At 54.0% G+C, this 21,504-nt stretch carries 21 protein-coding genes; 11 read left to right on the top strand and 10 right to left on the bottom strand.

Going from position 1 to position 21,504, the window contains the following annotated elements:
- Positions 1-2: 2 nt before the first annotated feature.
- The 3 genes from ACF8PK_RS03735 to ACF8PK_RS03745 all read right to left on the bottom strand — a co-directional run bounded on the left by ACF8PK_RS03735 (position 3) and on the right by ACF8PK_RS03745 (position 2,987).
- Positions 3-1,439, bottom strand: coding sequence for a Y-family DNA polymerase (locus ACF8PK_RS03735; protein ID WP_392440605.1), 1,437 nt, complete (start codon positions 1,437-1,439; stop codon positions 3-5).
- A 2-nt stretch (positions 1,440-1,441) separates the two neighbouring features.
- Positions 1,442-2,116, bottom strand: coding sequence for a translesion DNA synthesis-associated protein ImuA (gene imuA, locus ACF8PK_RS03740; protein WP_004725043.1), 675 nt, complete (start codon positions 2,114-2,116; stop codon positions 1,442-1,444).
- Between the two features lie 127 nt (positions 2,117-2,243).
- A complete protein-coding gene (locus ACF8PK_RS03745; RefSeq protein ID WP_055466032.1) occupies positions 2,244-2,987 on the bottom strand; it encodes a YciK family oxidoreductase in 744 nt (247 codons plus the stop codon).
- Positions 2,988-3,076: 89 nt separating this feature from the next.
- Here ACF8PK_RS03745 and sohB point away from each other — a divergent pair, with 89 nt between their 5' ends.
- Positions 3,077-4,138 (top strand): protease SohB, encoded by a 1,062-nt coding sequence (gene sohB / locus ACF8PK_RS03750; RefSeq protein WP_004725045.1) that lies wholly within the window; start codon positions 3,077-3,079, stop codon positions 4,136-4,138.
- A gap of 117 nt (positions 4,139-4,255) precedes the next feature.
- On the top strand, positions 4,256-4,507 hold the full coding sequence (locus ACF8PK_RS03755) for a DUF2999 family protein (protein ID WP_014204693.1): 252 nt from the start codon (positions 4,256-4,258) through the stop codon (positions 4,505-4,507).
- Positions 4,508-4,621: 114 nt separating this feature from the next.
- On the opposite strand, the gene rrtA is transcribed toward ACF8PK_RS03755, so the two are convergent.
- On the bottom strand, positions 4,622-5,167 hold the full coding sequence (gene rrtA / locus ACF8PK_RS03760) for a rhombosortase (RefSeq protein WP_392440108.1): 546 nt from the start codon (positions 5,165-5,167) through the stop codon (positions 4,622-4,624).
- A gap of 3 nt (positions 5,168-5,170) precedes the next feature.
- Between rrtA and ACF8PK_RS03765 the strand changes: the two genes are divergently transcribed.
- Positions 5,171-5,782: a tRNA-uridine aminocarboxypropyltransferase gene (locus ACF8PK_RS03765; RefSeq protein WP_014204695.1), complete on the top strand. Its 612-nt coding sequence runs from the start codon at positions 5,171-5,173 to the stop codon at positions 5,780-5,782.
- A gap of 20 nt (positions 5,783-5,802) precedes the next feature.
- Here the strand turns inward: ACF8PK_RS03765 and ACF8PK_RS03770 are convergent, their stop codons facing one another.
- The 3 genes from ACF8PK_RS03770 to ACF8PK_RS03780 all read right to left on the bottom strand — a co-directional run bounded on the left by ACF8PK_RS03770 (position 5,803) and on the right by ACF8PK_RS03780 (position 9,130).
- The gene (locus tag ACF8PK_RS03770) at positions 5,803-7,131 is read right to left on the bottom strand and encodes an anti-phage deoxyguanosine triphosphatase (protein ID WP_004725049.1); all 1,329 of its coding nucleotides are present in this window, start codon (positions 7,129-7,131) and stop codon (positions 5,803-5,805) included.
- 103 nt (positions 7,132-7,234) lie between these two features.
- A complete protein-coding gene (yfbR, locus tag ACF8PK_RS03775; RefSeq protein WP_004725050.1) occupies positions 7,235-7,819 on the bottom strand; it encodes a 5'-deoxynucleotidase in 585 nt (194 codons plus the stop codon).
- Positions 7,820-7,915: 96 nt separating this feature from the next.
- Positions 7,916-9,130, bottom strand: a complete 1,215-nt coding sequence (locus ACF8PK_RS03780; protein WP_038150916.1) for a pyridoxal phosphate-dependent aminotransferase — start codon at positions 9,128-9,130, stop codon at positions 7,916-7,918.
- Between the two features lie 225 nt (positions 9,131-9,355).
- Here ACF8PK_RS03780 and ACF8PK_RS03785 point away from each other — a divergent pair, with 225 nt between their 5' ends.
- The 7 genes from ACF8PK_RS03785 to ACF8PK_RS03815 all read left to right on the top strand — a co-directional run bounded on the left by ACF8PK_RS03785 (position 9,356) and on the right by ACF8PK_RS03815 (position 16,843).
- On the top strand, positions 9,356-10,663 hold the full coding sequence (locus ACF8PK_RS03785; RefSeq protein WP_208550106.1) for an isochorismate synthase MenF: 1,308 nt from the start codon (positions 9,356-9,358) through the stop codon (positions 10,661-10,663).
- A complete protein-coding gene (gene menD / locus ACF8PK_RS03790; RefSeq protein WP_004725053.1) occupies positions 10,660-12,372 on the top strand; it encodes a 2-succinyl-5-enolpyruvyl-6-hydroxy-3-cyclohexene-1-carboxylic-acid synthase in 1,713 nt (570 codons plus the stop codon). The genes ACF8PK_RS03785 and menD overlap by 4 nt, the downstream gene beginning before the upstream one ends.
- A complete protein-coding gene (gene menH, locus ACF8PK_RS03795) occupies positions 12,362-13,198 on the top strand; it encodes a 2-succinyl-6-hydroxy-2,4-cyclohexadiene-1-carboxylate synthase (RefSeq protein ID WP_392440114.1) in 837 nt (278 codons plus the stop codon). Before menD ends, menH begins: the two co-directional genes overlap by 11 nt.
- A complete protein-coding gene (gene menB, locus ACF8PK_RS03800) occupies positions 13,191-14,057 on the top strand; it encodes a 1,4-dihydroxy-2-naphthoyl-CoA synthase (RefSeq protein WP_004725055.1) in 867 nt (288 codons plus the stop codon). Before menH ends, menB begins: the two co-directional genes overlap by 8 nt.
- A 149-nt stretch (positions 14,058-14,206) precedes the next feature.
- Entirely contained in the window at positions 14,207-15,202 is a 996-nt protein-coding gene (gene menC / locus ACF8PK_RS03805; protein ID WP_004725056.1) for an o-succinylbenzoate synthase, read from the top strand.
- Positions 15,199-16,590, top strand: coding sequence for an o-succinylbenzoate--CoA ligase (gene menE / locus ACF8PK_RS03810; RefSeq protein ID WP_392440116.1), 1,392 nt, complete (start codon positions 15,199-15,201; stop codon positions 16,588-16,590). The genes menC and menE overlap by 4 nt, the downstream gene beginning before the upstream one ends.
- A gap of 73 nt (positions 16,591-16,663) precedes the next feature.
- A complete protein-coding gene (locus tag ACF8PK_RS03815) occupies positions 16,664-16,843 on the top strand; it encodes a hypothetical protein (RefSeq protein ID WP_004725058.1) in 180 nt (59 codons plus the stop codon).
- Here ACF8PK_RS03815 and ACF8PK_RS03820 read toward each other — a convergent pair.
- The 3 genes from ACF8PK_RS03820 to ACF8PK_RS03830 form a co-directional block, all read right to left on the bottom strand.
- The gene (locus ACF8PK_RS03820; RefSeq protein ID WP_392440118.1) at positions 16,803-17,726 is read right to left on the bottom strand and encodes a YeiH family protein; all 924 of its coding nucleotides are present in this window, start codon (positions 17,724-17,726) and stop codon (positions 16,803-16,805) included. The two genes, ACF8PK_RS03815 and ACF8PK_RS03820, sit on opposite strands and share 41 nt — an antisense overlap.
- A gap of 134 nt (positions 17,727-17,860) precedes the next feature.
- A complete protein-coding gene (locus ACF8PK_RS03825) occupies positions 17,861-19,732 on the bottom strand; it encodes an MFS transporter (RefSeq protein ID WP_055466041.1) in 1,872 nt (623 codons plus the stop codon).
- 16 nt (positions 19,733-19,748) lie between these two features.
- Entirely contained in the window at positions 19,749-20,339 is a 591-nt protein-coding gene (locus ACF8PK_RS03830) for a TetR/AcrR family transcriptional regulator (RefSeq protein WP_038151387.1), read from the bottom strand.
- Between the two features lie 170 nt (positions 20,340-20,509).
- Here ACF8PK_RS03830 and ACF8PK_RS03835 point away from each other — a divergent pair, with 170 nt between their 5' ends.
- Positions 20,510-21,385, top strand: a complete 876-nt coding sequence (locus ACF8PK_RS03835; RefSeq protein WP_004725062.1) for a Tim44 domain-containing protein — start codon at positions 20,510-20,512, stop codon at positions 21,383-21,385.
- Positions 21,386-21,504 lie beyond the last annotated feature (119 nt).

Here is a 21,504-nt window from a genome sequence, read left to right on the forward strand (position 1 = left end):
CCTCAGCTGAATTGGCCGTGAATAAACCATTGCTGCTCGGGAGTGCGAAACACCCACAGCCAGCGCCCTTGCTCGGTGCGAGCGATAAAATAATCACGAATCATATTGTGACCGTCCCACCAACCGGTCGCGATGCGTTCCGGGCCATGAATCAACGAGACCGCTTCGCACAGCGGCTGCGGCTCGGGTAACAGCAGGCTGGGGCGCAATTCGGCGCGCCGTAGTGGCTTGGTTGTTGTCGTGGTTGGATGCACATTGGGATGGGCATTGGGATGGACATAGCGACTGCGTTTTTCCGGCCTTGGATCATCACTCAGTTGCAACTTGTGCACGTGTGATGGGCCGAGTTTGGCTTGTAAAAGCGTGATCAGTTCCAACGGGCTTTGCTGGCCTTTGATGCCCGAGAAAAAATCTTCGGCAGTCTGCTCGGCAAGGCCCGCCCGCACCACGTGCAACGTCAGGCTGACGACCGGATGTTCCAGCAGCAGCGATTCCATGCTCAAGCGGCACAACTGCGCCCATTTTTCCGCCTGATAATCGCCGCGTGCGGAGGTGAACGTCACGCTGTGCTGAATTTTGTCACGCTGCGTCAGCGTGAGTTTCAGCTCGAACGCAACCTGATTGCGTAGCGTCAGAAACAGCTCCAACCGAGTGAGCAGGCGGCGCAGCGGCTTTTCCAGCCACTGCACGTTGTCGATTTCATACAGCAGTTCCAGATGGCTGTGAAACGCTTCCGGTGGATGATAAAAACTGACCGGGTGTTTGAACTGTCCCAGCAGCCGGCCAACATAGTTGACTAAATCGATGTCAAAGCGGCGCGCGATCTCCTGCATCGGCAGCGCGAGCAAGCTATCGATGTCTCGAATGCCGACGCGCGCCAGTTTATCGGTGTGTTTGCTCTCTAGTTCGGTGGCGGTCAGTGGAAAGCGGCCGACCTTTTGGCGCAAGATGGTCGTATCCGCTTCAATCAGATTGGTGCCACTTTTGGCGAGCAACATGGCGCTCAACGGTGAGAAACCGCACCCGTAGTGGTAACGCACGCCGCGTTGATCTAGATGATGGCTGAGTGTGCGCCAATAAGCGGTTAGCCCACCATAGAGCGACAGCATATTGGTTGCGCGCAGCAAGAGTCCCTGCGGCGGATACAGGGCGATATCGGAAGTGACCAAATAGAGCCACTGCGCAATTTCTTCCATCGCACGTTGCTCAATCTCGGCATCGTAAGGATGTACTTGCAGCCCCGCGCACAATGCGGCCGCGCTGCCAAGCCCCATGCCCAGCGTGATGCCTTGGTTGAAAGCCAGTTCGTTGGCTTGCACCACTTGATGCACGCGCCCATCGACAATCACCACCGGAGCTGCTGGCTCTGTTTCTGCCGCTGGCGCAAACACGGTATCGAGTTGCAGCGCAGGAAAATGAAGATAGATCCACAGCGTCATCATCAGCCTTGCTTGCGCAGCGGAAACGGCACCACCACCGACGTGGGTCGGGGCAATGTGAGCGCTTGCCAGCGCTCAGCCATCGAGACCGAGAAAGCGCCCAATGGCCAGCCGCCACGACGTTTGGGAACACGCACTTCCACGCCTTGAGGATGGGCGCTCAGGACGAGTGTCATGGTCACGGGCAAAGAAAACAGGCTGTCTTGCCGCGAGCGGAACAGGAACTGCAAACAGTCACCAGTTTCACACGCCACTTGCAGACGGCGCGCGTGATGCACTTCCAGTTTGTCCTGCCACAACAGCACTTGGCTGCAAGCGCCGCTGCGCGCACATTGCTCGGCTGACCACAACGCTTCCTTGGTAGTTTGCGGGGTGAGAATCAACACGTTATCGAGATGGATTCCGGCGTGTTGCAGGCTTTCGGCATGCACTTGCCCCGGCGGGTTGATCAGCACCGTCAGGCGCTCATGGTGCTGCTGCAGGTAAGGAAACAGCAGACGCAGTTCACCGATGCCGCAGGCCGACTGAATATCAATCACGCCGTGTGCTGGAAAACCGCCAGCCAACTGGTGGTCGAGTTCGGCAAAGCCTGTGGCATGAGAAGGCGGCTCGCACGGCGTGTCAGAGCCTTGCCATAACCAGTGTTTGTTTTTGAGGTGTTCGATCAGTTCATACATAACAATTTACCTGTATATCTGTACAGTATATTTCGTTATGTTGAACATTCAAGAGAAAAGTCGCGGGGCAGAAAGTACAAAGCCCTGCTGATTGAGCAAGGCTTTGAATTCAGAATGAGTTTTTGGTTTATTTTTTGGGCTGTGCGTCGATGCACTGACCGTTGACCGCTTGCCCTTCTGGCGCCATCAGATAGACGTACAGCGGCATGATATCCAGCGGCGTTTTCAGTAATTCAGCATCTTCTGCCGGGAACGCTTTGGCGCGCATGCCCGTGCGGGTGCCGCCGGGGTTAATGGCGTTGACGCGAATGGTGCTGTCGCTCAGCTCGTCTGCCAGCACTTGCATCATGCCTTCGGTCGCAAACTTTGAAATTGAGTAAGTGCCCCAGAATGCACGACCAACGTGACCCACCGTTGAGCTGGTGAACACAATGCGCGCATCGTCAGATTTGTGCAGCAGGGGCAGCAGGGCTTGTGTCATCAAAAATTGAGACTTCACATTCACTTGCATTACATCATCAAACGTATCTTCGCCGATCTGATCAAAGGGGCTGAGCACCCCCAGAAGGCCAGCGTTGTGCAGTACACCGTCCAGACGACCGAATTGGCCTTCAATGGTGTCTACCATATCAATGTAGTTTTGCTTGGTGGCGCCTTTCATATCCAGCGGGACGATTGCTGGCTGCGGGTAGCCTGCGGCTTCGATTTCATCGTAGGTGTGTTCTAGTTTTTTCACTGTGCGGCCAAGCAGGATCACGGTTGCGCCGTGCGCGGCGTACGAGATCGCGGCCTGTTTACCGATGCCATCTCCTGCACCGGTCACCAGAATAACTTTATCTTTCAAGGCATCTTTAGAAACTGAATAATCCACGTTACGTTTCCTTATTCTTATGATTTGCTTTAAGTCTTCGTGACAAGGTGGTTACAATACACCAATTCGCATTGAAGAGGATGAACACATTGGAATTTTTGTTGGACTATGGCCTGTTTTTGGCCAAGATTGCGACGATCGTCGTCGCTGTCGTGGTGTTATTAGTCATTGTGAAGTCCGTGGGCGGAAGACACAGCGCAGCCAAAGGCGAGCTGGAAGTCACCAACCTGACTGAGCAACACAAGCAGACAGTGGAACAGCTTGAATCTCATCTCCATGATGACGCTTTTTTGAAAGCCCGCGACAAAGCGGAGAAAAAAAGCGAAAAGGAAAAGAACAAATCTCGCGAAAAAGAAGTGAAAAAAGCAGCGAAAGGCGGCGAACTGGACGCGAAGCGCGATCCACACCTGTTCGTGCTGGATTTCCACGGCAGCATCGATGCTAAGGAAGTGACCTCGCTGCGTGAAGAAGTTACGGCCATTTTGGCGGTCGCACAACAGGGTGATGAAGTGCTGCTGCGTTTAGAAACAGGTGGTGGCATGGTGCACGGCTACGGCTTGGCATCGTCTCAGTTGGATCGCTTGAAAGCTGCCGGTCTGCCGCTGACGATTGCGGTCGATAAAGTGGCGGCCAGTGGTGGCTACATGATGGCGTGTATCGCCGATAAAATCGTGTCGGCGCCGTTTGCGATTGTCGGTTCGATTGGTGTGGTCGCGCAACTGCCTAACTTCAACAAATTGCTGAAAAAACACGACATTGAATTTGAACAGCTGACCGCGGGTGAATACAAACGCACGCTGACGATGTTCGGTGAAAACAGCGATAAAGCTCGCGAAAAGTTCAAAGAAGAGCTGGAAGAAACGCACGTGCTGTTCAAAGACTTTATTCGTGAACACCGCCCGGATCTGGATTTGGAAAAAGTGGCGACGGGTGAACACTGGTTCGGCACTCAAGCCAAAGCATTGGGGCTGGTGGATGAGATCAAAACCTCAGACGATTTGATTGTCGATGCGTGCAAGAATAAAACTGTGCTGGCGCTCCACTACGTGCAGAAGAAAAAACTGACCGCTAAACTGGCGGGTGTGGCTGGTGAAGCCGCCGACAGCGTATTCCTGAAGCTGATCAGCCGCGGCCAGCGTCCGATTGTATAATCCCTATTGAACCACCCAAGCGCCTCAATGCGGACGCTTTCGTTTGATGACCTCATGCATTAAACACGTGGTTCACTTGATAACATAATGAAAGACATCGTTAAAAAAGGTACTGTGATGAACCCGATTCTCGCACTGTTGAAAGAGAACAATATTAGTGACCAACAAATTGGCGAGCTGTTTCAGGCGCTGACGCAAAACCCGCTGGCGGCGATGATGACCCTCAGCCAACTGGGTCTGCCGCAGGAAAAACTGCAACTGCTGATGGGCCAAGTGATGCAAAATCCGGCGCTGATTAAAGAAGCCGTAGAAGAGCTGGGCTTGGATTTCTCGAAAGTTGAAGCAGCGAAAGCGAAGTTGCAACAATAAGTTGATTGCGAGTTCGTGATGGATTGAAAAGGGTCGCTGGTGTCATGCTGGCGGCCCTTTTTGTTGGTGTGTTTTTGTTCGTGTGTGTTTTTTGGGGGGAGGAAGAGAGATGTTCTAAATTTTCCACCGCCATTGCTTGACCATATACGCCAATCCCAATCCGCCAATCACGCCTGCCAAATGCGCCTCGGTTGCAACGCGCGCATGGATCAGCTGTTCGGTGCCAATCGAGCTGCCAAACGCTTGTTCCCACACCACTTTCGCGACCACGCCAAGGACCAACAGCCAACTGCTGCGACGGCCTTGTAGCACTTCTTGCAGGGCAAAGAACGCAAACAGCGCGTGTAAGGTGCCGGAAAGGCCCACGTAGATGCGCATGTCGGTGAGCAGTACGCAGAGTCCAATCCACACGCTGAGTGAGAGCAACAGAATCAGCAGTGTGCGCGCCGCCGGTTTAAAGATAAAACTGATGATCCACAACCCGGCGAGGTTCATGCCCAAGTGAGCAAAGTTGGTGTGGGTGAAATTTCCTGTTAGGATCCGCCACCATTGGCCGTGTTGAATGCCGCTGAGCTGCCACGCACTGCCACTGGCGAGCGGCTCGAATTGCAGCCCGAAACACACGATACTGATTAAAATTAGCCACAGGTAAAGATTCACAGTATGTCCCGTTATTGTTCAGAGTGTGGAAAAGCACGCAAAGCCTGCATTTGTGATGCGATTGTGCAGTTAAGTTCGCGAGTGGAGCTTATCATTCTTCAACATCCAACTGAAGAACACCGCCCGATGGGAACGGCGCGTATTTTGAGCCTGTCGCTGCCCAACAGCCGTTTGTTGGTGGGGGAAGATTTCCGTCAGCACGAGGAACTGAATCGCCTGCTGGCCGATGACAGCGCGCAACATTTCGTGTTGTATCCCAGTGAGCAGTCGTCCTCCTCGGCTGAGTTTGAGCCCGAAGCAGGCAAAACGCTGCGCGTGATCTTATTGGATGGCACGTGGAAAAAAGCATTCAAAATGTGGCAGGTGAATCCCCAGTTGCATGCCTTGCCATCGCTGCACTTACCCAAAGATCTCACCGGCAATTACCGCATTCGCAAAGCGCCGAGCGACAATGCACTCTCGACCGTTGAAGCCGGTTACCATTTGCTGCAAAGTTTGCAGCCTGATTGCGATTTTTCGCCGCTGATGCGCACCTTTGACGCCATGATTGATCATCAAATCCAACACATGCCACCGGGTGTGTTTGAGCGCAACTACCTCAAACAAGACCAATAGTCGCGTGCTTTCGTCAGGCGTTAGTAGTTGACGTGCGCGGAGAACAATTGCTGATGCAGGCGCTGGGCGTAAGCATCCGTCATCGCCGCAATGTAGTCACAAATCACTCGCATGCCATCGCCGGATGCATGTTCCGCCGTTTGCCATTTCTCACGAGTGGCTTGAGGCAGTAAGCGCTCCGGATCGGCGGCCAAGGCTTCAAACAAATCCATGATGATCTGTTGGCCTTTGTATTCAAAGCGCTGCACTTGTGGCACCTGAATCACATATTGATTGACGAAGCTTTTGAGGATCTCCAGCGCGTGACCCATGTTGGGTTCCAAATAGGCGTTAAATGCCAGCAGTTCGCTGTCAAACGGCGCATCCACCGGTCGCACGCTGATGCTGGTTAGCAGCGCATTGACAATGCCGCCGATGGCGTCTTTACGCACATGGTGCTGGCCGGAAAATAGCATCTCGCTCAGTGTTTCAATATGCTCGGTAAACCAACATTCGCCGCTGGTGGCCAGCTGGTTCGCAGCCGCGTGTTGCCATTGCGTTTGCGTCACCATGCCAAGCACGATCGCATCTTCCAAATCGTGCACGCCGTAGGCGATGTCATCAGCCAGCTCCATGATGGAACAATCGAGCGATTTAAAGCGCGTTTTCTGGTGTTGATACGGCGTGGTGGCGTCACCGCGCATTTGGCTCAGCAGCGTGCGATCGTTGGCGCTGAGCGGCGAGAGTACCCATTCAAATATCTGACGATCACCGTCGTACACGCCCTTGGCGGGCGCCCAATCTTTGGCTTTGAGCTGGCGTTGGTGTGGCACCGACTCAGGAATTTTCTCGGCGCGGGTTTGGCTGAGCAGCGCCGGATATTTGAGTAGCCCCAGCAGCGTGCGGCGCGACAGGTTCATGCCGTGATGCTCGGTGTAGGGTTCCAAACAGGTCACAATACGAAATGTTTGGGCGTTGCCTTCAAAGCCACCATGTTCCCGCATCATGTAATTCAGCGCGATTTCGCCGCCGTGCCCATAAGGCGGATGGCCGATGTCGTGCGCCAGACACAAAGAATCAATCAGGCTGTCGGAGGGCAGTAGATCGCGAAACTCCGGCTGTTTGAGCTTGATCTGCGCGACGATGCCGGTGCCGATTTGTGATGCTTCTAACGAGTGTGTCAACCGAGTGCGGTGGAAGTCGTTGAGGCTGGTGCCGTGCACTTGGGTTTTGGCCTGCAGGCGACGAAACGCCGCAGAGTGCAGAATGCGCGCGCGGTCACGCTGAAACGGACTGCGATGATCGTTGCGACGAATCTTGTGCTCGTCGTCGTTCCGCGCTTGCCAATCTGGGCTGATGGATACCTGCATACACTGCTCCTGCATGGCCCCAGCACCACCTGCCGAAGCAGGCCGAGCGGGGCAATTCAACGATGTGGATAAGATTTGTATCTTTGATAAAACTTACAGCGACTTAGCTGATTTCGTCCAGTGTTAATTCAAAGCTTGGGGCGAAGGTTTCCAGAAAATAGGCCATTTCCGGGGTGTGGCGCTCTTGCAGCGTGACATCCAAGCGTTTTTTCGCCAGCGCAAATTCGTGGTTGCCAGCGCTGAGTTCTTCCAAACATTTGAGGTAAGCGCAGATGCAGTCAGCTTGTTTGACGATCGCCGCATCGTCTTCATACGCTGCTTCGTGAACCAGAAAGGGCGCGAAATCTTGCTGAAACTCTTCCGGCAACATCGACAGTAAACGGCGCTCAGCGGCGGCTTCAATTTTCTTGTACTCTTTGGCGATGTCGGGGTTGTAGTATTTCACGGGGGTGGGTAAATCGCCGGTCAGCACTTCGCTGGAGTCGTGGTACATGGCCAGAATCGCAATGCGTTCCGGGTTGAGCGTGCCACCAAACTTTTTGTTTTTGATCACCGCCAACGCGTGGGCGACAAACGCCACCTGCAAGCTGTGTTCAGAGATATTTTCTTTGGAGACAGAGCGCATCAGCGGCCAGCGCTGGATCAGCTTCATTCGGGCGAGATGGGCAAAAAAATGGCTTTCTTTCATAACTCTCGGCATTCCTCATCTAAAAATCAGGCTCTCTTCTAGTGTATAAAAGAGAGCCTGAATAGCCTAACTGATCACCGAAGGTCGATGAAAGCGTTATTGACTGTAGGTGCTGAGGAATCGTTCAAAGCGGCCAATCGCAATTTCCAGATCTTCCACGTGAGGCAGTGTCACAATGCGGAAGTGATCTGGCTTCGGCCAGTTGAAACCACTACCTTGAACCAGCAGCACTTTTTCCTGCACGAGGAAGTCGAAGACCATCTTTTGGTCATCTTTAATGCTGTATTTCTTGGTGTCGATTTTCGGGAATAGGTACATCGCGCCTTTGGGTTTCACGCACGACACGCCCGGAATTTGGTTGATCAGTTCCCAAGCGCGATCACGCTGTTCCAGCAGGCGACCGCCTGGTAGGATCAGCTCGTTAATGCTCTGGTAACCGCCCAGCGCGGTTTGAATGGCGTGTTGCATGGGCACGTTGGCACATAGACGCATTGACGACAAAATTTCCAGCCCTGCGATGTAGCCTTGTGCCAGATGTTTTGGACCAGTCAGGAACATCCAACCGCCACGGAAACCGCACACACGGTAGGCTTTCGACAAGCCGTTAAACGTCATCACCAGCACGTCTTCGGTCAGAGTGGCCACCGAGGTATGCGTTGCACCGTCGTATAAGACTTTGTCGTAAATTTCATCGGCGAAAATGATCAGCTTGTGCTGACGCGCCACTTCAATCACTTCCAACAGGAAATCACGGCTGTAGACCGCGCCGGTTGGGTTATTGGGGTTAATCAGGACGATGCCGCGCGTTTTCGGGGTGATTTTCTTCTTGATGTCATCAATGTCCGGATACCAGTCCGCTTGCTCGTCACACAGGTAATGCACCGCTTTACCGCCCGACAGCGCAACCGCCGCGGTCCACAGCGGGTAGTCCGGGGCAGGGACCAGCATTTCATCGCCGTTGTTGAGCAGGGCTTGCATGGCCATCACGATCAGCTCAGATACGCCGTTACCGACATAAACGTCTTCGACGTTCAGCGAGCGAATGCCTTTTTTCTGATAGTGCTGCACCACGGCTTTACGTGCCGAATAGATGCCTTTTGAATCACAATAACCTTGTGAGGTAGGGAGGTTACGAATCACGTCGACCAGAATTTCATCCGGGGCGTCGAAACCAAATGGGGCCGGGTTGCCGATATTGAGCTTTAGTATTTTATGCCCTTCTTCTTCCATGCGCTTAGCATGTTTAAGTACTGGTCCCCTAATGTCGTAGCAGACATTATCGAGTTTTGACGACATCCCGATATTTTGCATTGTATTACCCCAAAAAATAATTGAATTTCTTTATTAAACTACAACAGGTTGCCTTTTTTTAGAATATAAATCTAGTGATGAATCGCTTTCTCCGCAGGAAAAAATCAGTGCTGCATCAGGGAGACAGGAAAAGCACGCAAAAGATGGGGTATAACCTTGATTTACGAGGGCTCTCTCAATAGAGTAGCTACTGTTACATCGAATCTCAGTTTAGTCGAGGTCGCTTTGTCGAACTTTCATCAAGCCATTGCTCGGTTGATAGAGCAAATTAACGACGCGAGGGATAACGACGTTCGTTTCACCCAAGAGTTGGCAGAGAAGCCACCATTCGCGTTCATCGATTGGCTTGAAGCCCAACCGGTTTTCCCGAAATTCTATTGGCAGTCCCGTGACACCCGCGAAGAGGTGGTCGCATTGGGGCAGCTTTACACATTCTCCGACCCTGCTCCGGCGTACACCATTTTGGGTGACGATCAACGTGTGTGGGGCGGACGCTCATTTGATGGTCAGACCGATAAAAACCGCCGCTGCATGTCGTCGTTTTTCTTTCTGCCTCAGGTGGAGCTGATTCGCTTTGATCAGACTTGGACGCTGGCGGCCAACGTCAGTCATGAACGTCATCGCACACTCGCCACGTTACAGAAGCTGCTGACGGACGTCACGCCGCTGCGTGCGCTCAACTGTGAGGTGACCGACGTGCAGCATGCACCCACCGAATCGGGTTGGGCGACGCTGGTGGATCAAGTGCTGGATGGCATTACGCACAACGCGTTCAAGAAAGTGGTGCTGGCGCGTCAAACGAGCCTCACGCTGGATCGCCCAATCAGTGCGGCGCAACTGCTCAAAGCCAGCTACGATCAGAACCATAACAGCTTTCATTTTCTTTTGGCACTCGACGCCAAACACAGTTTTATGGGCTCTACGCCGGAGCGGCTCTATTTCCGTCAAGGGTTGGATCTGCACACCGAAGCGTTGGCGGGCACCATTGGTCGCGGCCAAAACGCAACCCAAGATATGGCACTGTCGAACTGGCTGGCGCAGGACACCAAAAACCTCAATGAAAACCAATATGTGGTGGATGATATTGTCGACCGTTTAACGCCTCATGCCGAGACGGTGACGGTGGAACAGGAAGCCCATTTGGTTCGGCTGCGTAAAGTGCAGCATTTGAAGCGTCGGATTCACGCTCAGCTGAACGCGGGCGTTAATGGCGTGCAGCTGCTCAGTGCGCTGCAGCCGACCGCTGCTGTGGCGGGTGTGCCACGCAAAGAAGCGTTTGATTTTATCACTCAGCACGAGCCGTTTGCTCGGGGCTGGTATGCAGGGTCTATGGGTTATTTCAGTCATCAACAAGCCGAGTTTTGCGTCGCGATTCGCAGCGCATTAGTGTTGGAACAAGAAGTGCAGCTGTTTGCGGGCGCGGGCATCGTGCCGGGCTCGGTGGCTGAACATGAATGGCAGGAGCTGGACAAAAAAATGTCGACGCTGCTGAGCCTCATCACCGATCGCCTGCCGCTGGGTGTGGCTTCATGAGTCAGGATCAAGCGGTCTTAAACCGCATCTGGTGCCAGACGCTGCTGGAAGAGATGACCCGATTTGGCGTGAGCGAGGTATGCGTTGCGCCGGGTTCGCGTTCAACCCCATTGACGCTGGAAGCCGCCGCCAATCCCAACCTGACCTTGCACACCCATTACGACGAACGTGGCTTGGGCTTTATGGCGCTGGGCATGGCGAAAGCGAGCGGCAAACCAGTGGCGGTGATCGTCACGTCTGGAACCGCGGTTGCCAACGTGTTGCCTGCCATTGCAGAGTCGCGTTTGACCGGCGAGAAACTGATTGTTCTGACGGCGGATCGCCCGGTTGAACTGGTCGGTTGCGGTGCTAATCAGGCGATCAACCAACTGGGTATTTATTCGTCTCACGTGACGCAAGCCGTGAATCTGCCGAGTCCTAATGTGCGTTTACCGCTCAACTGGCTACTGACCACCGTCGATGAGGCGCTGAGTCACCAAGCGCAGCACGGCGGCAGCGTGCATTTTAACTGCCCGTTCCCAGAACCCCTCTATTCCGCTAACGACACGCGCGTGTACCAAGAGTACTTGGCGAGCGTGAGTCACTGGCAGCAATCGAATCAACCGTATTGTGAGCGCCGTTTCAGCGATGCACATGCGTTTCCCGAAGAGGGTCAGATGCTGAGCCGCAAAGGCTTGGTGATCGTCGGCTCGGTGCGTTTGGCGGAAGCCAAAGCCGCACAGCAGTTTGCAGAGAAATTGGGCTGGCCGCTGCTGTGTGACCCGCAATCGGGGATCAGCAGTGAATGGGCACACTTTGATTTGTGGCTACAAAACAGCGCTGCCAAAGCGGTGCTGGATGAGTGCGAGCAGGTGGTGCAGTTTGGTTCGCGCATCGTGTCCAAACGTTTAAATCACTGGCTGGAGCAGCATGTTCGCCGCAGTGACGCACAGTATTGTTATGTGTCGCCAGCGCCGGATCGCAACAACCAATCGCATCTGCCCCAGCAACAATGGGTGTGTGATATTCCCGACTGGATTGACACCAAGCTGAGTAAATGGACCGCGCTCAACGCGACGCATGCGGGCTGGGCGGATGCGTTGAAACGTTACGCCTACAGCACGGCAGAACTCGCCAAGTTACATTTAAGCAATGAACCGATGACGGAAATCGCGCTGGCGCTCGATTTGACTGAGCGTGCGCCTCACGCGGCGTTGTTTGTCGGCAACAGTTTGATTGTCCGCTTGGTGGATATGTTTAGCGCCGTCGACGGACGTGACGTGTTTTCCAACCGCGGCGCCTCCGGTATTGATGGCTTGGTTGCCACTGCCGCGGGGGTGCAACGTGCCATCAAGCAGCCCATGCTGATGCTGATGGGCGATACCTCATTATTGTATGACATGAACTCACTGGCCTTGGTGCGCAATACGCCGCAGCCGCTGGTGATTGTGGTCGCCAATAACGATGGCGGGGCGATTTTCGATTTGTTGCCTGTCCCGGCGCAGCAACGGGAAGCGCTGTATCAAATGCCACATGGCATGCAGTTTGAACATGTTGCCGCGCAGTTTGGGTTGCGTTACGCCAATCCGGAAACGTTAGCCGCGTATCAGGGGCTGGTGGATGAGCATTTGGCGCAGGGCCAAGGCACGTTGTTGATTGAGATCACCACGCCGCCTCAACAAGCCGCGCAGCAAATCAAACAACTGATGCCGCAGATTCATGCTCTCTAGTCGCACCTCGTTTTCTCACCGGCCATCACGCCAGCCGCGCGCTGACACGCCGGTGTTGGTGTTTCTGCATGGTTTGCTTGGAAACACCGACGATTGGCAAGCGGTGCTCGATGCGCTGCCAGACTATGACTGGATTGCGTTGGATCTGCCCGGACATGGCGGCAGCCAGGCGCAAACGTGCGACGACTTTGCCACGTGCTGTCAGCAAATCACCGCTGCGGTACTGGCGCAGGTACCGGCGCAAACGCCCATCTGGCTGGTGGGCTATTCGCTGGGCGGGCGCATTGCTATGACGGGCGCGGCAACCCACGCATTTGCGGCGCTCAACGTACAAGGTTTGATCATCGAAGGCGGAAACTTTGGCCTCCCTTCTGCGGTCGAACGAGAAGCGCGTTGGCAAAACGATCATCGCTGGGCGATGCGTTTTGAGGCTGAGCCGATTGAGCAGGTATTGAGCGATTGGTATCAGCAAGCGGTGTTTAGTTCACTAAACCATGAGCAAAGACAAACCTTAATTGCGAAGCGAAGTGCTAATCTTGGCGCCGCTGTCGCCACGATGCTGTTATCCACATCGCTGGCCACGCAGCCGTATTTGTTGCCGGGGTTGACGCAGTTGCCGATGCCGATTTGGTACATCTGCGGCGCAAAAGATGAAAAATTTCGTCAGCTTGCTGAGCAAAGCGGGCTGAACTATCGTCAGATCGACGACGCGGGGCACAATGTTCATCATGAACAGCCGGTCGCTTTTGCGCGCATCATACACGATTTAATACCGCTGCCCAGTGTACGGGTGGTGGACAACAACAATGGGAATCACCATGGCTAAAACAGTAGGCATTTCAGAAGAAGAACTTTACGCTCCGGTTGTCTGGCAAGACTGCGGCAGCAGTTACGAAGACATTCACTATCACAAATCGGAAGATGGTATTGCGAAAATCACCATTGCGCGCCCACAGGTTCGCAACGCATTTCGTCCGCAAACCGTTAAAGAGATGATCAACGCATTGGCTGATGCACGTTATGACGAAGGCGTTGGCGTGATCATTTTGACCGGTCTGGGTGAAGATGCATTCTGTTCTGGTGGTGACCAGAAAATCCGTGGCGATTACGGCGGTTACAAAGACGAAACCGGTACGCACCACCTCAACGTACTCGACTTCCAACGTCAAATTCGTACCTGTCCGAAACCTGTGATCGCCTCGGTTGCGGGCTGGGCGGTTGGCGGTGGTCACGTGCTGCACATGATGTGTGACCTGACCATTGCGGCGGAAAACGCGCAATTTGGTCAAACTGGCCCGAAAGTCGGGTCGTTTGATGGCGGTTGGGGTGCCTCTTACATGGCGCGTATCGTTGGTCAGAAAAAAGCGCGTGAAATCTGGTTCCTGTGCCGTTTCTACGACGCCAAAGAAGCGCTGGACATGGGCTTGGTGAACACCGTTGTGCCTGTCGATGAGCTGGAAAAAGAAACCGTACGCTGGTGCCGTGAAGTACTGCAACACAGCCCAATGGCGCTGCGCTGCTTGAAAGCGGCCTTGAACGCAGACTGTGACGGTCAAGCGGGCCTGCAAGAACTGGCGGGCAACGCGACCATGCTGTTCTACATGACCGACGAAGGTCAGGAGGGTCGCAACGCGTTCAACGAAAAACGCAGACCGGACTTCAACAAGTTCCCGCGTAACCCTTAATCGACAAGAGCGGCCCAGATGTCTGGTGCCGCTCTTTTTGTTTCCATGTAGTTTCAGTGAATTTGGTGCTCCAAACACCGCCCAACGGCGCGCGATAGGCCCGTTGAGGGGGAATGGACATGTCACTCATCAACAGAGTTAAATTAGATATGCGCAGTGCAAAACTGTATCGCTACCGTTTGCCAATGGATAGCGGCGTGATTCTTCGTGAAGAGAAGTTGACGGAACGTGAAGGCTTCATCGTTGAACTTCAGGAAAATGGCAAGATTGGGCGTGGCGAAGTTGCGCCATTAATTGGGTTTAGTGTGGAATCACTAGACGAAGCGGGCGCACTGGCGAAAGAGCAGCTCGAGCTGTGGGTGCAAGGTCAGGCATTGGATTACGATGCGTTGTTCCCGTCGGTGGCTTTTGGTGTCTCGATGGCTGAGTTGGAATTAGCTGGTGAACTGCCAGCGCAAGGCCAATATCAAGCGGCGCCGCTGTGTACTGGTGACCCCGATGAATTGATCCCGCAGCTCAATGCGATGCCGGGGCAGAAAGTCGCGAAAGTCAAAGTCGGTTTGTATGAGCCGATTCGTGACGGCATGCTGGTGAATCTGTTCTTGGAATCGATGCCGGATTTATACCTGCGTCTGGACGCCAACCGCGCGTGGACCAAAGAGAAAGCCGCCAAATTCGCCCAATATGTCGCGCCATCTTTGCGTGGCCGCATCGCGTTTTTAGAAGAGCCCTGCCAATCTCCGAGCGACAGTTTGTCGTTTGCGATTGATACTGGCATTGCGATTGCGTGGGATGAAACCTTACAACATGCGGTGCGCAGCCAAGAATTCCGCTTAGAAGATCTGGTGGGCGTGAAAACCATCGTCATCAAACCGACTTTGATTGGGTCGGTGCCTCGCTGCTTGAAGCTGATTGAGAAAGCCAAAGCCTTGGGCCTGCAAACCATCATCAGTTCCAGCATTGAATCGAGCTTGGGGCTGACGCAATTGGCGCGTTTGGCACACTGGCAACTGCCCAATGAAATTCCAGGTTTGGACACCATCGGCTTGTTTAAAGCGCAGTTGGAAACGCCGTGGCCAGCGTGTGAACTGCCCCTGCAAACGTTGAGCGACCAAAGCCTGCTGTGGCAATCGGAGCCTGTATGACCCCGTGGCGACACTGGCAGCAGCGCCACCCTGAGCGGGTGGCGCTTTGTCTTGAAGAGGGCACGCTCACTTGGCATGAGCTCAACCAGCGCGTGCAGCAATACGCCAAGGCGATTGCCGAACGTGGCCTTCAGCACGGCGATGTGTTGACGCTGGTGGGTAAAAACCACCCGCAAACGCTATTTTGGCTGCTGGGCGCGATGCAACTGGGCGTCGTGTGCGCGCTCACCATGCCGCAACCAGCAGCGCAGTTGCGCCGTAAATGGTCGGCGCTATATCGCAATGATCAACGCGCGAACGTTTGGCTTGCGCCTAGTGCGGGGCTGACGTTGGATGAGCTGGGAGACGTGAATGCGCTGTCACAACCGGCCACTGGCATGGCTCAGGCTGAGAACGCGTACCAGCGGAGCAATCTCGCAACGTTGATTTTCACCTCCGGTTCCACCGGCACACCCAAAGCGGTAGCCCACACGCACGCGCAGCATTTTGCTTCTGCGCAAGGGCTACTGGCTGAATTTCATTTCGATGTTGATGACACTTGGCTGCTGAGCTTGCCGCTCTATCACGTGTCGGGCTTGGCCATCATTTATCGTTGGCTGACCACGGGGGCGTGCCTCAAAATTGGCGGTGGTCAGTTGGCGCACGACATCGACGGCGTCACGCACGCGTCATTGGTGCCGACGCAACTGAAACGCCTGCTCGACTGTGGCCAACAGCTCACGCTGACCCATGTGTTGCTCGGCGGTAGCCACATTCCACAAACGCTGGCGCAGCAAGCGGCGGCTATCGGCATTGAAACCTGGCTCGGCTATGGCATGACGGAAGCGGCGTCGACGGTCACGGCCAAACCAGTCGATGGCCAAGCGGGTGCGGGTCACGTGCTGGCTCATCGCGCCGTGCGTGTCGACGGTCAGCGCATCTACATCGGTGGCGACACGTTGGCTAGCGGTTATTACCGTCAAGGCGAGCTACATCGTTTGACGGATGAACAAGGCTGGTATGACAGCAACGACCTTGGCTACTTCGAGCACGACCAACTGGTGATCATCGGCCGCGCCGACAATCTGTTTATCTCCGGTGGCGAAAACATTCACTGTGAAGAAGTTGAAGGTGTGCTCAATCGTCATCCTGACGTGCAATTGGCGATGGTGGTGCCCGTTGAAGACGATGAGTTTGGCGCTCGCCCGGTAGCGGTGGTGCTCAGTCATACGCCGTTTAGCCTTGAACAAGGCAACGCGTGGTATGAGGGACGTTTGGAGAAATTTAAATGGCCCATCGCGTATTTTGAGATGCCGACTGCGCTGACACAAAGTGGGATCAAAGTGTCGCGTCAAGCGCTCAAAGCGTGGCTGGCAACCCATCAATCTCGCTTTCGAGTTATGAGTTAGTCCAAAACTGAATTTTGCTGGTTATAACTGCTTGGCATAATAGTCCTAAGAATTAAACCGCTTAGGACTATCGATGATGAAGAATGGCTTGCTGATTTCCACCATTGTGCTGCAACTGCTGCTGGCGCTGACGCTAACCGGTTGGCCCCGCAACGTTGCCGAACTGAGCGCATTTCTGCTGATTCTGGCGTTTGCTTGGCATCGAAAACCCGTTAACGGGTCAACAACCAGCTCAGAGACGTCGTCGATATAAGCGTCCACAAGATCACCCCAAATAGCAGCGGTTTCGGGCCTGATGCCTTCAAACGTGCCACCGAGATGCTGCAACCAATCAAAAACAGACACACCACCAACGCTTGTTTCGCCACGCTGAAGATCGCCTGATATACCCCCTCAAACTGCGGTAACGTATCGCTCACCCCAATCGCGGCACAATAAAACACAATGAAATACGGAAGCGTGATTTTCTTCGAGTGACTGCGAAACATCCACGCACTGATGAGCGCCACCGGCACAATCCACAACGCGCGTGCTAACTTGAGTGTGGTCGCAGTTTTTAACGCTTCTTCGCCATAAGCCGATGCCGCACCGACCACCGATGAGGTGTCGTGAATCGCAATGGCTGCCCACGTGCCGAAGGTGTGTTGATCCAGATGGAGCGCATGGCCAATCAGCGGAAACAGAAACAGTGCGACCGAATTGAGCACAAACACCGTGCCAAGGGCCAACGCCGTTTGGTCGTCATCGGCATTGATCGCAGGCGCCACTGCCGCAATGGCACTGCCGCCACAAATCGCGGTGCCGGACGCAATCAGATGCCCGGTGGTGCGGTTAAGCCCCATCGCTTTCGCAATCAACGTGCCAAGCACGAGGGTGCCGGTGATACTGGCCAAAATCAGCCCGATGCCTTGGCCGGTGACGGTGAGTGCTTGTTGTAGCGGAATGCCAAAGCCCAAGCCGACAATGGAATATGCCAGCAGCTTTTTGGTCATTTTGCCGATTGGCAACTGCGTCGGCACCCAACCCAGCGAGGCGAGGAAAAAGCCCAGCAACAGCGCAGTGGGGGATGAGATATACGGGGTCAGGCAGGCGCCAAGGACAAGGGCAAAGGGAATGTGTTTTGCGTGAAGAGTCATGATGTTGGGGGAATCAGGTCGTTATCGGAGTCGAGGGCAGCCATTGTAGCGCACGGGGCGAGGTCAGAAAGTCTTAATGTTTTGAACAAGCGTTCAGAAAAACTGAACGCTTGTCTACGATGCGTCAAATTGGCTTATTTCCAATCGCCGCGCAATGCAGCAACTTTCTCGTGCATCAGTTCCGTGGTGGCTTCGCCCGCCATGACAGCGTCTCCGGCTTCAATCTCGACGTGAGACCAGAAGCGGCGTGGTAACCCTTTACAGGCTCGGCCGTGATAGCGGCTGAAGAAACTGCCCCACAAGCCTTTAATCGCCATCGGGATCACCGGCACCGGACTGCGACGCAAAATGATGTCGATGCCGCGCATAAATTCATTCATGTTACCGTCGGCGGTCAGGCGACCTTCGGGGAAAATACACACCAAATGCCCATCCTGCAGCGCCTGTTCCACTTCGGCAAACGCGCGGCGAATCGAGGTGCGGCTGTTGGCCGAAATGGGGATCACGCCTGCACGTTTCAAGAAACGACGCAGCACCGGCAGATTGGCGTAATCTTCTTCCATCACAAAGCGAATCAAACGCGGGCATGCGCCACTGAGTAACAGCGCGTCCATGTAACTGACGTGGTTACATACAATCAGGGCGCCGCCGTGTTCGGGCAGTTTGCTGAGGTTTTTGTGTCGCACGCGGTAAAGGGTGTGCGTCAGCGCCCACACCAGAAAACGCACCACGAAAATCGGCACCTGCAAAAACAGGTACGCGGCCAAGAGCAGGTTCATCACCGAGAGCAACACAAACAGGTGAGGAATGGTGAGGTCGAGCAGTGTGAGGCAGATGATGCCCAAAATCGCACTGCACACCATAAACAGCGAGTTGTAGATGTTCAGCGCCGCGATCACCTGCGCGCGTTCAGTCTCTTTGGCGCGTTGTTGCATCAGGGCGTACAGCGGCACGATAAACACACCGCCCGATGCACCGAGTAAAAGCAAGTAAGCAAACAGTGGCCACAGCGGCTGATAGGCGGCAAATTCCGAGAACTGACTGAAAATAGGCAAGTCATTTGGAATACTGGTTGCCATCAAGTAACCAAAGATGCTGATGCCAAAGCTGCCCAGCGGCACAATGCCGACATCAATGCGGTGATTGGAGAGCTTGTCGCACGCCAGTGAACCCAGAGCAATGCCCACTGAAAACAGCGCCAGCAGGAACGACACCGAACTTTCAGTGCCGTTAAGGAAGACTTTGGTGAAGTTCGGGAATTGTGTCAGGTACGCCGCGCCGAGGAACCAGAACCAACTGATCGCCATCATCGATTGGAAGATGATGCGGTCGCTGCGCGCAATGGCCAGCGTATGGCGAGTTTGGCTGATCGGCCGCCAGCGGAAGGTCAAATCGGGAGCACTGGCTGGCGCTTCAGGAATCGAACGGCTCGCCCAGTAGCCGCATAGGGCAAAAAGAATTACTGCAGCGGCCGCGATGTGGCGCGCGTTGTCGGCTGAAGCAATCATGCCGGCCCCAAGCGTGCCGAGCAAAATCGCTAAAAATGTCCCGGTTTCGACCAAGGCATTGCCCGGCACCAATTCGTTAGATTTGAGCTGCTGTGGTAGCAAGGCGTATTTGACCGGGCCGAAAAATGCCGATTGGGTGCCCATCAAAAACAGGATCAGCAGCAGAACACTGTAGCTTTCGGTGATAAACCCAATCGCGCCAATACACATGATGGCGATTTCAAGCAGTTTCACGCGGCGAATAAACCACGACTTTTCGTATTTATCGGCCAGCACACCGGCAGACGCTGAAAACAGGAAAAACGGCAGAATGAACAGACCCGCGGCCAGATTAATGAACAGGTCGCTGGAGATCGGCAGCGCGCCGCTGCCAGCAAACGCCACGAGCAGCAGCAACACGTTTTTGAAAATATTATCGTTAAAGGCGCCGAAGAACTGCGTGATGAAGTAGGGAAGAAAACGGCGTTGAGTTAACAACGACGTCTGAGACTGCGGCATCGCCTTTCCTTAATAATTACCAGTTGGCCAGATAGTTAGAGAGTAGATCTTCGATGAGTGCTTTGCCATCGATGGGTTCTGATGCAAAGAACTTATCGTCCACACTCAGCAGCGTGATGCCGTGGACGCCTGACCACAATACGCGGCTGGTGCGCAGGATTTCACTGTCGGAACGCTGCGGCGCAATCACTTTCAGCAACCCTTCCAGCATGCTGGTCATCGTGTCGATCCGTTCAGCTTGCCATTCTGGCAGCTCTTCGCCATTCATGTTGTGTTCGAAAATCAGTTGCCAGCGGTGTGGGTTCTTTTGCGCGAAATCGTGGTAGCAGTAGGCGAGTTTGTACAGCGCTTGCTCGGGGTCTTTGCCGTGACAAACGACCGCTTTCGCTTCGCTGGAGAGTTCATCGAGCGTCTGAGCAACCACATGAAGTAGTAACAAATTGTAATTGCCAAAAACGTTCACCAACGTGCTCGGAACATAACCAATCATGGTTGCGATCTTACGCAGGCTCAGTTCGTGGTAGGAATGGCTACCGAGGAATTCCTTCACGGTTTTCAGCGTTAAAGAGACCAATTCTTCACGGGTGTGGTCATTTCGTCTTGCCATGATCATGTGTGCTTAATGAACGATGTTCGATATTCTAATTAGCCTGCTATTGAGCGTCAACTCAGAACCCTGCAATATTCTGATACATGTCGATAAATGCAAAGTGTTTGATTGTCATATTGAAGCCGCTATGATGACCCCGTATTAAAGTAAGGCTTCTAAGGATAACTATGAAACGTCTGTTTTCACTTGTGGCTCTGGTGATGGTTTCTGTTGCGTTTACCCCGATGGCGGACGCTGCCAAAAAATTTGGTGGTGGTAAGTCGTTTGGTAAAAGCTACAAAACTGCACCCGCACAGCAAAAACAAAACACCAATACCCTGAAACAACAAGACACTGCGAAAACAGCGCAAAGCTCGACCAAAAAAGGATTGATGGGCGGCCTGCTTGGCGGTCTGCTGGCGGGTGGCCTGTTGGCAGCCTTCTTCGGCGGCGCCTTTGAAGGGATCCAGTTCATGGATATCCTCATCATCGGTTTGATTGCGTTTGTGATCTTCAAGTTGATGCGTGGTCTGCTTGGCGCCAAGCAGGGCAGTATGAATCAGCACCAACAGCAGCAGCCAGCGTTTGGCGGAATGAACCGCAACACGTTTGAGCAGCCAAATGTTCACAACTTCGAACAGCCTCAAAACAGCGGCGGTTTCGGCAGCCAAATGCAAAGTGATGTACCACATAACTACCCAGACGGCTTTGACCGCGTGGCGTTTGTCAACGGTGCACGTGAACACTACCGCATTCTGCAAGGCGCATGGAACCACAACCAGTTGGAGACCATCGAAGAGTACGTGTCACCGAGCCTGTTTGAAGATTTGAAAGCAGAGCGCGCGAAGATTGACACCGATCCGCAAACGGACGTGATGTACGTCGACGCTGAGATTGTGCGCGCCGACTACGATGCCAACAAAGCGCAGTTGAGCCTGCAATTTAGCGGCCGCTACCGCGACCCAAGCGAAGATCTCGAAGAGAACATCGACGATATCTGGCATCTGGAACGCGACCTGACCACGCCAAATGCGCCGTGGCTGATCGTCGGTATCCAAGGCTAAATCGCCACACCCTTGAATAAAAACGCCCAAGCCTGTCTTGGGCGTTTTGCTATCTGCGTGATATAACAGAGGCACTCAACGACATTTTAATCCTCCGGCAGCGCTGATTCAGAGCTTCC

The sequence above is a fragment of the Vibrio sp. CJQ_6 genome (genome assembly GCF_043106745.1).
Taxonomy (GTDB): Bacteria; Pseudomonadota; Gammaproteobacteria; order Enterobacterales; family Vibrionaceae; genus Vibrio; species Vibrio furnissii.

What these genes read in the sequence shown, in the direction of transcription:
- ACF8PK_RS03735 (WP_392440605.1), bottom strand. Translation starts at nt 1,439, where the DNA reads ATGACGCTGTGGATCTATCTTCATTTTCCTGCGCTGCAACTCGATACC.
- imuA (WP_004725043.1), bottom strand. Translation starts at nt 2,116, where the DNA reads ATGTATGAACTGATCGAACACCTCAAAAACAAACACTGGTTATGGCAA.
- ACF8PK_RS03755 (WP_014204693.1), top strand. Translation starts at nt 4,256, where the DNA reads ATGAACCCGATTCTCGCACTGTTGAAAGAGAACAATATTAGTGACCAA.
- ACF8PK_RS03765 (WP_014204695.1), top strand. Translation starts at nt 5,171, where the DNA reads ATGTCCCGTTATTGTTCAGAGTGTGGAAAAGCACGCAAAGCCTGCATT.
- ACF8PK_RS03770 (WP_004725049.1), bottom strand. Translation starts at nt 7,131, where the DNA reads ATGCAGGTATCCATCAGCCCAGATTGGCAAGCGCGGAACGACGACGAG.
- yfbR (WP_004725050.1), bottom strand. Translation starts at nt 7,819, where the DNA reads ATGAAAGAAAGCCATTTTTTTGCCCATCTCGCCCGAATGAAGCTGATC.
- ACF8PK_RS03780 (WP_038150916.1), bottom strand. Translation starts at nt 9,130, where the DNA reads ATGCAAAATATCGGGATGTCGTCAAAACTCGATAATGTCTGCTACGAC.
- menD (WP_004725053.1), top strand. Translation starts at nt 10,660, where the DNA reads ATGAGTCAGGATCAAGCGGTCTTAAACCGCATCTGGTGCCAGACGCTG.
- menH (WP_392440114.1), top strand. Translation starts at nt 12,362, where the DNA reads ATGCTCTCTAGTCGCACCTCGTTTTCTCACCGGCCATCACGCCAGCCG.
- menB (WP_004725055.1), top strand. Translation starts at nt 13,191, where the DNA reads ATGGCTAAAACAGTAGGCATTTCAGAAGAAGAACTTTACGCTCCGGTT.
- menC (WP_004725056.1), top strand. Translation starts at nt 14,207, where the DNA reads ATGCGCAGTGCAAAACTGTATCGCTACCGTTTGCCAATGGATAGCGGC.
- menE (WP_392440116.1), top strand. Translation starts at nt 15,199, where the DNA reads ATGACCCCGTGGCGACACTGGCAGCAGCGCCACCCTGAGCGGGTGGCG.
- ACF8PK_RS03815 (WP_004725058.1), top strand. Translation starts at nt 16,664, where the DNA reads ATGATGAAGAATGGCTTGCTGATTTCCACCATTGTGCTGCAACTGCTG.
- ACF8PK_RS03820 (WP_392440118.1), bottom strand. Translation starts at nt 17,726, where the DNA reads ATGACTCTTCACGCAAAACACATTCCCTTTGCCCTTGTCCTTGGCGCC.
- ACF8PK_RS03825 (WP_055466041.1), bottom strand. Translation starts at nt 19,732, where the DNA reads ATGCCGCAGTCTCAGACGTCGTTGTTAACTCAACGCCGTTTTCTTCCC.
- ACF8PK_RS03830 (WP_038151387.1), bottom strand. Translation starts at nt 20,339, where the DNA reads ATGGCAAGACGAAATGACCACACCCGTGAAGAATTGGTCTCTTTAACG.
- ACF8PK_RS03835 (WP_004725062.1), top strand. Translation starts at nt 20,510, where the DNA reads ATGAAACGTCTGTTTTCACTTGTGGCTCTGGTGATGGTTTCTGTTGCG.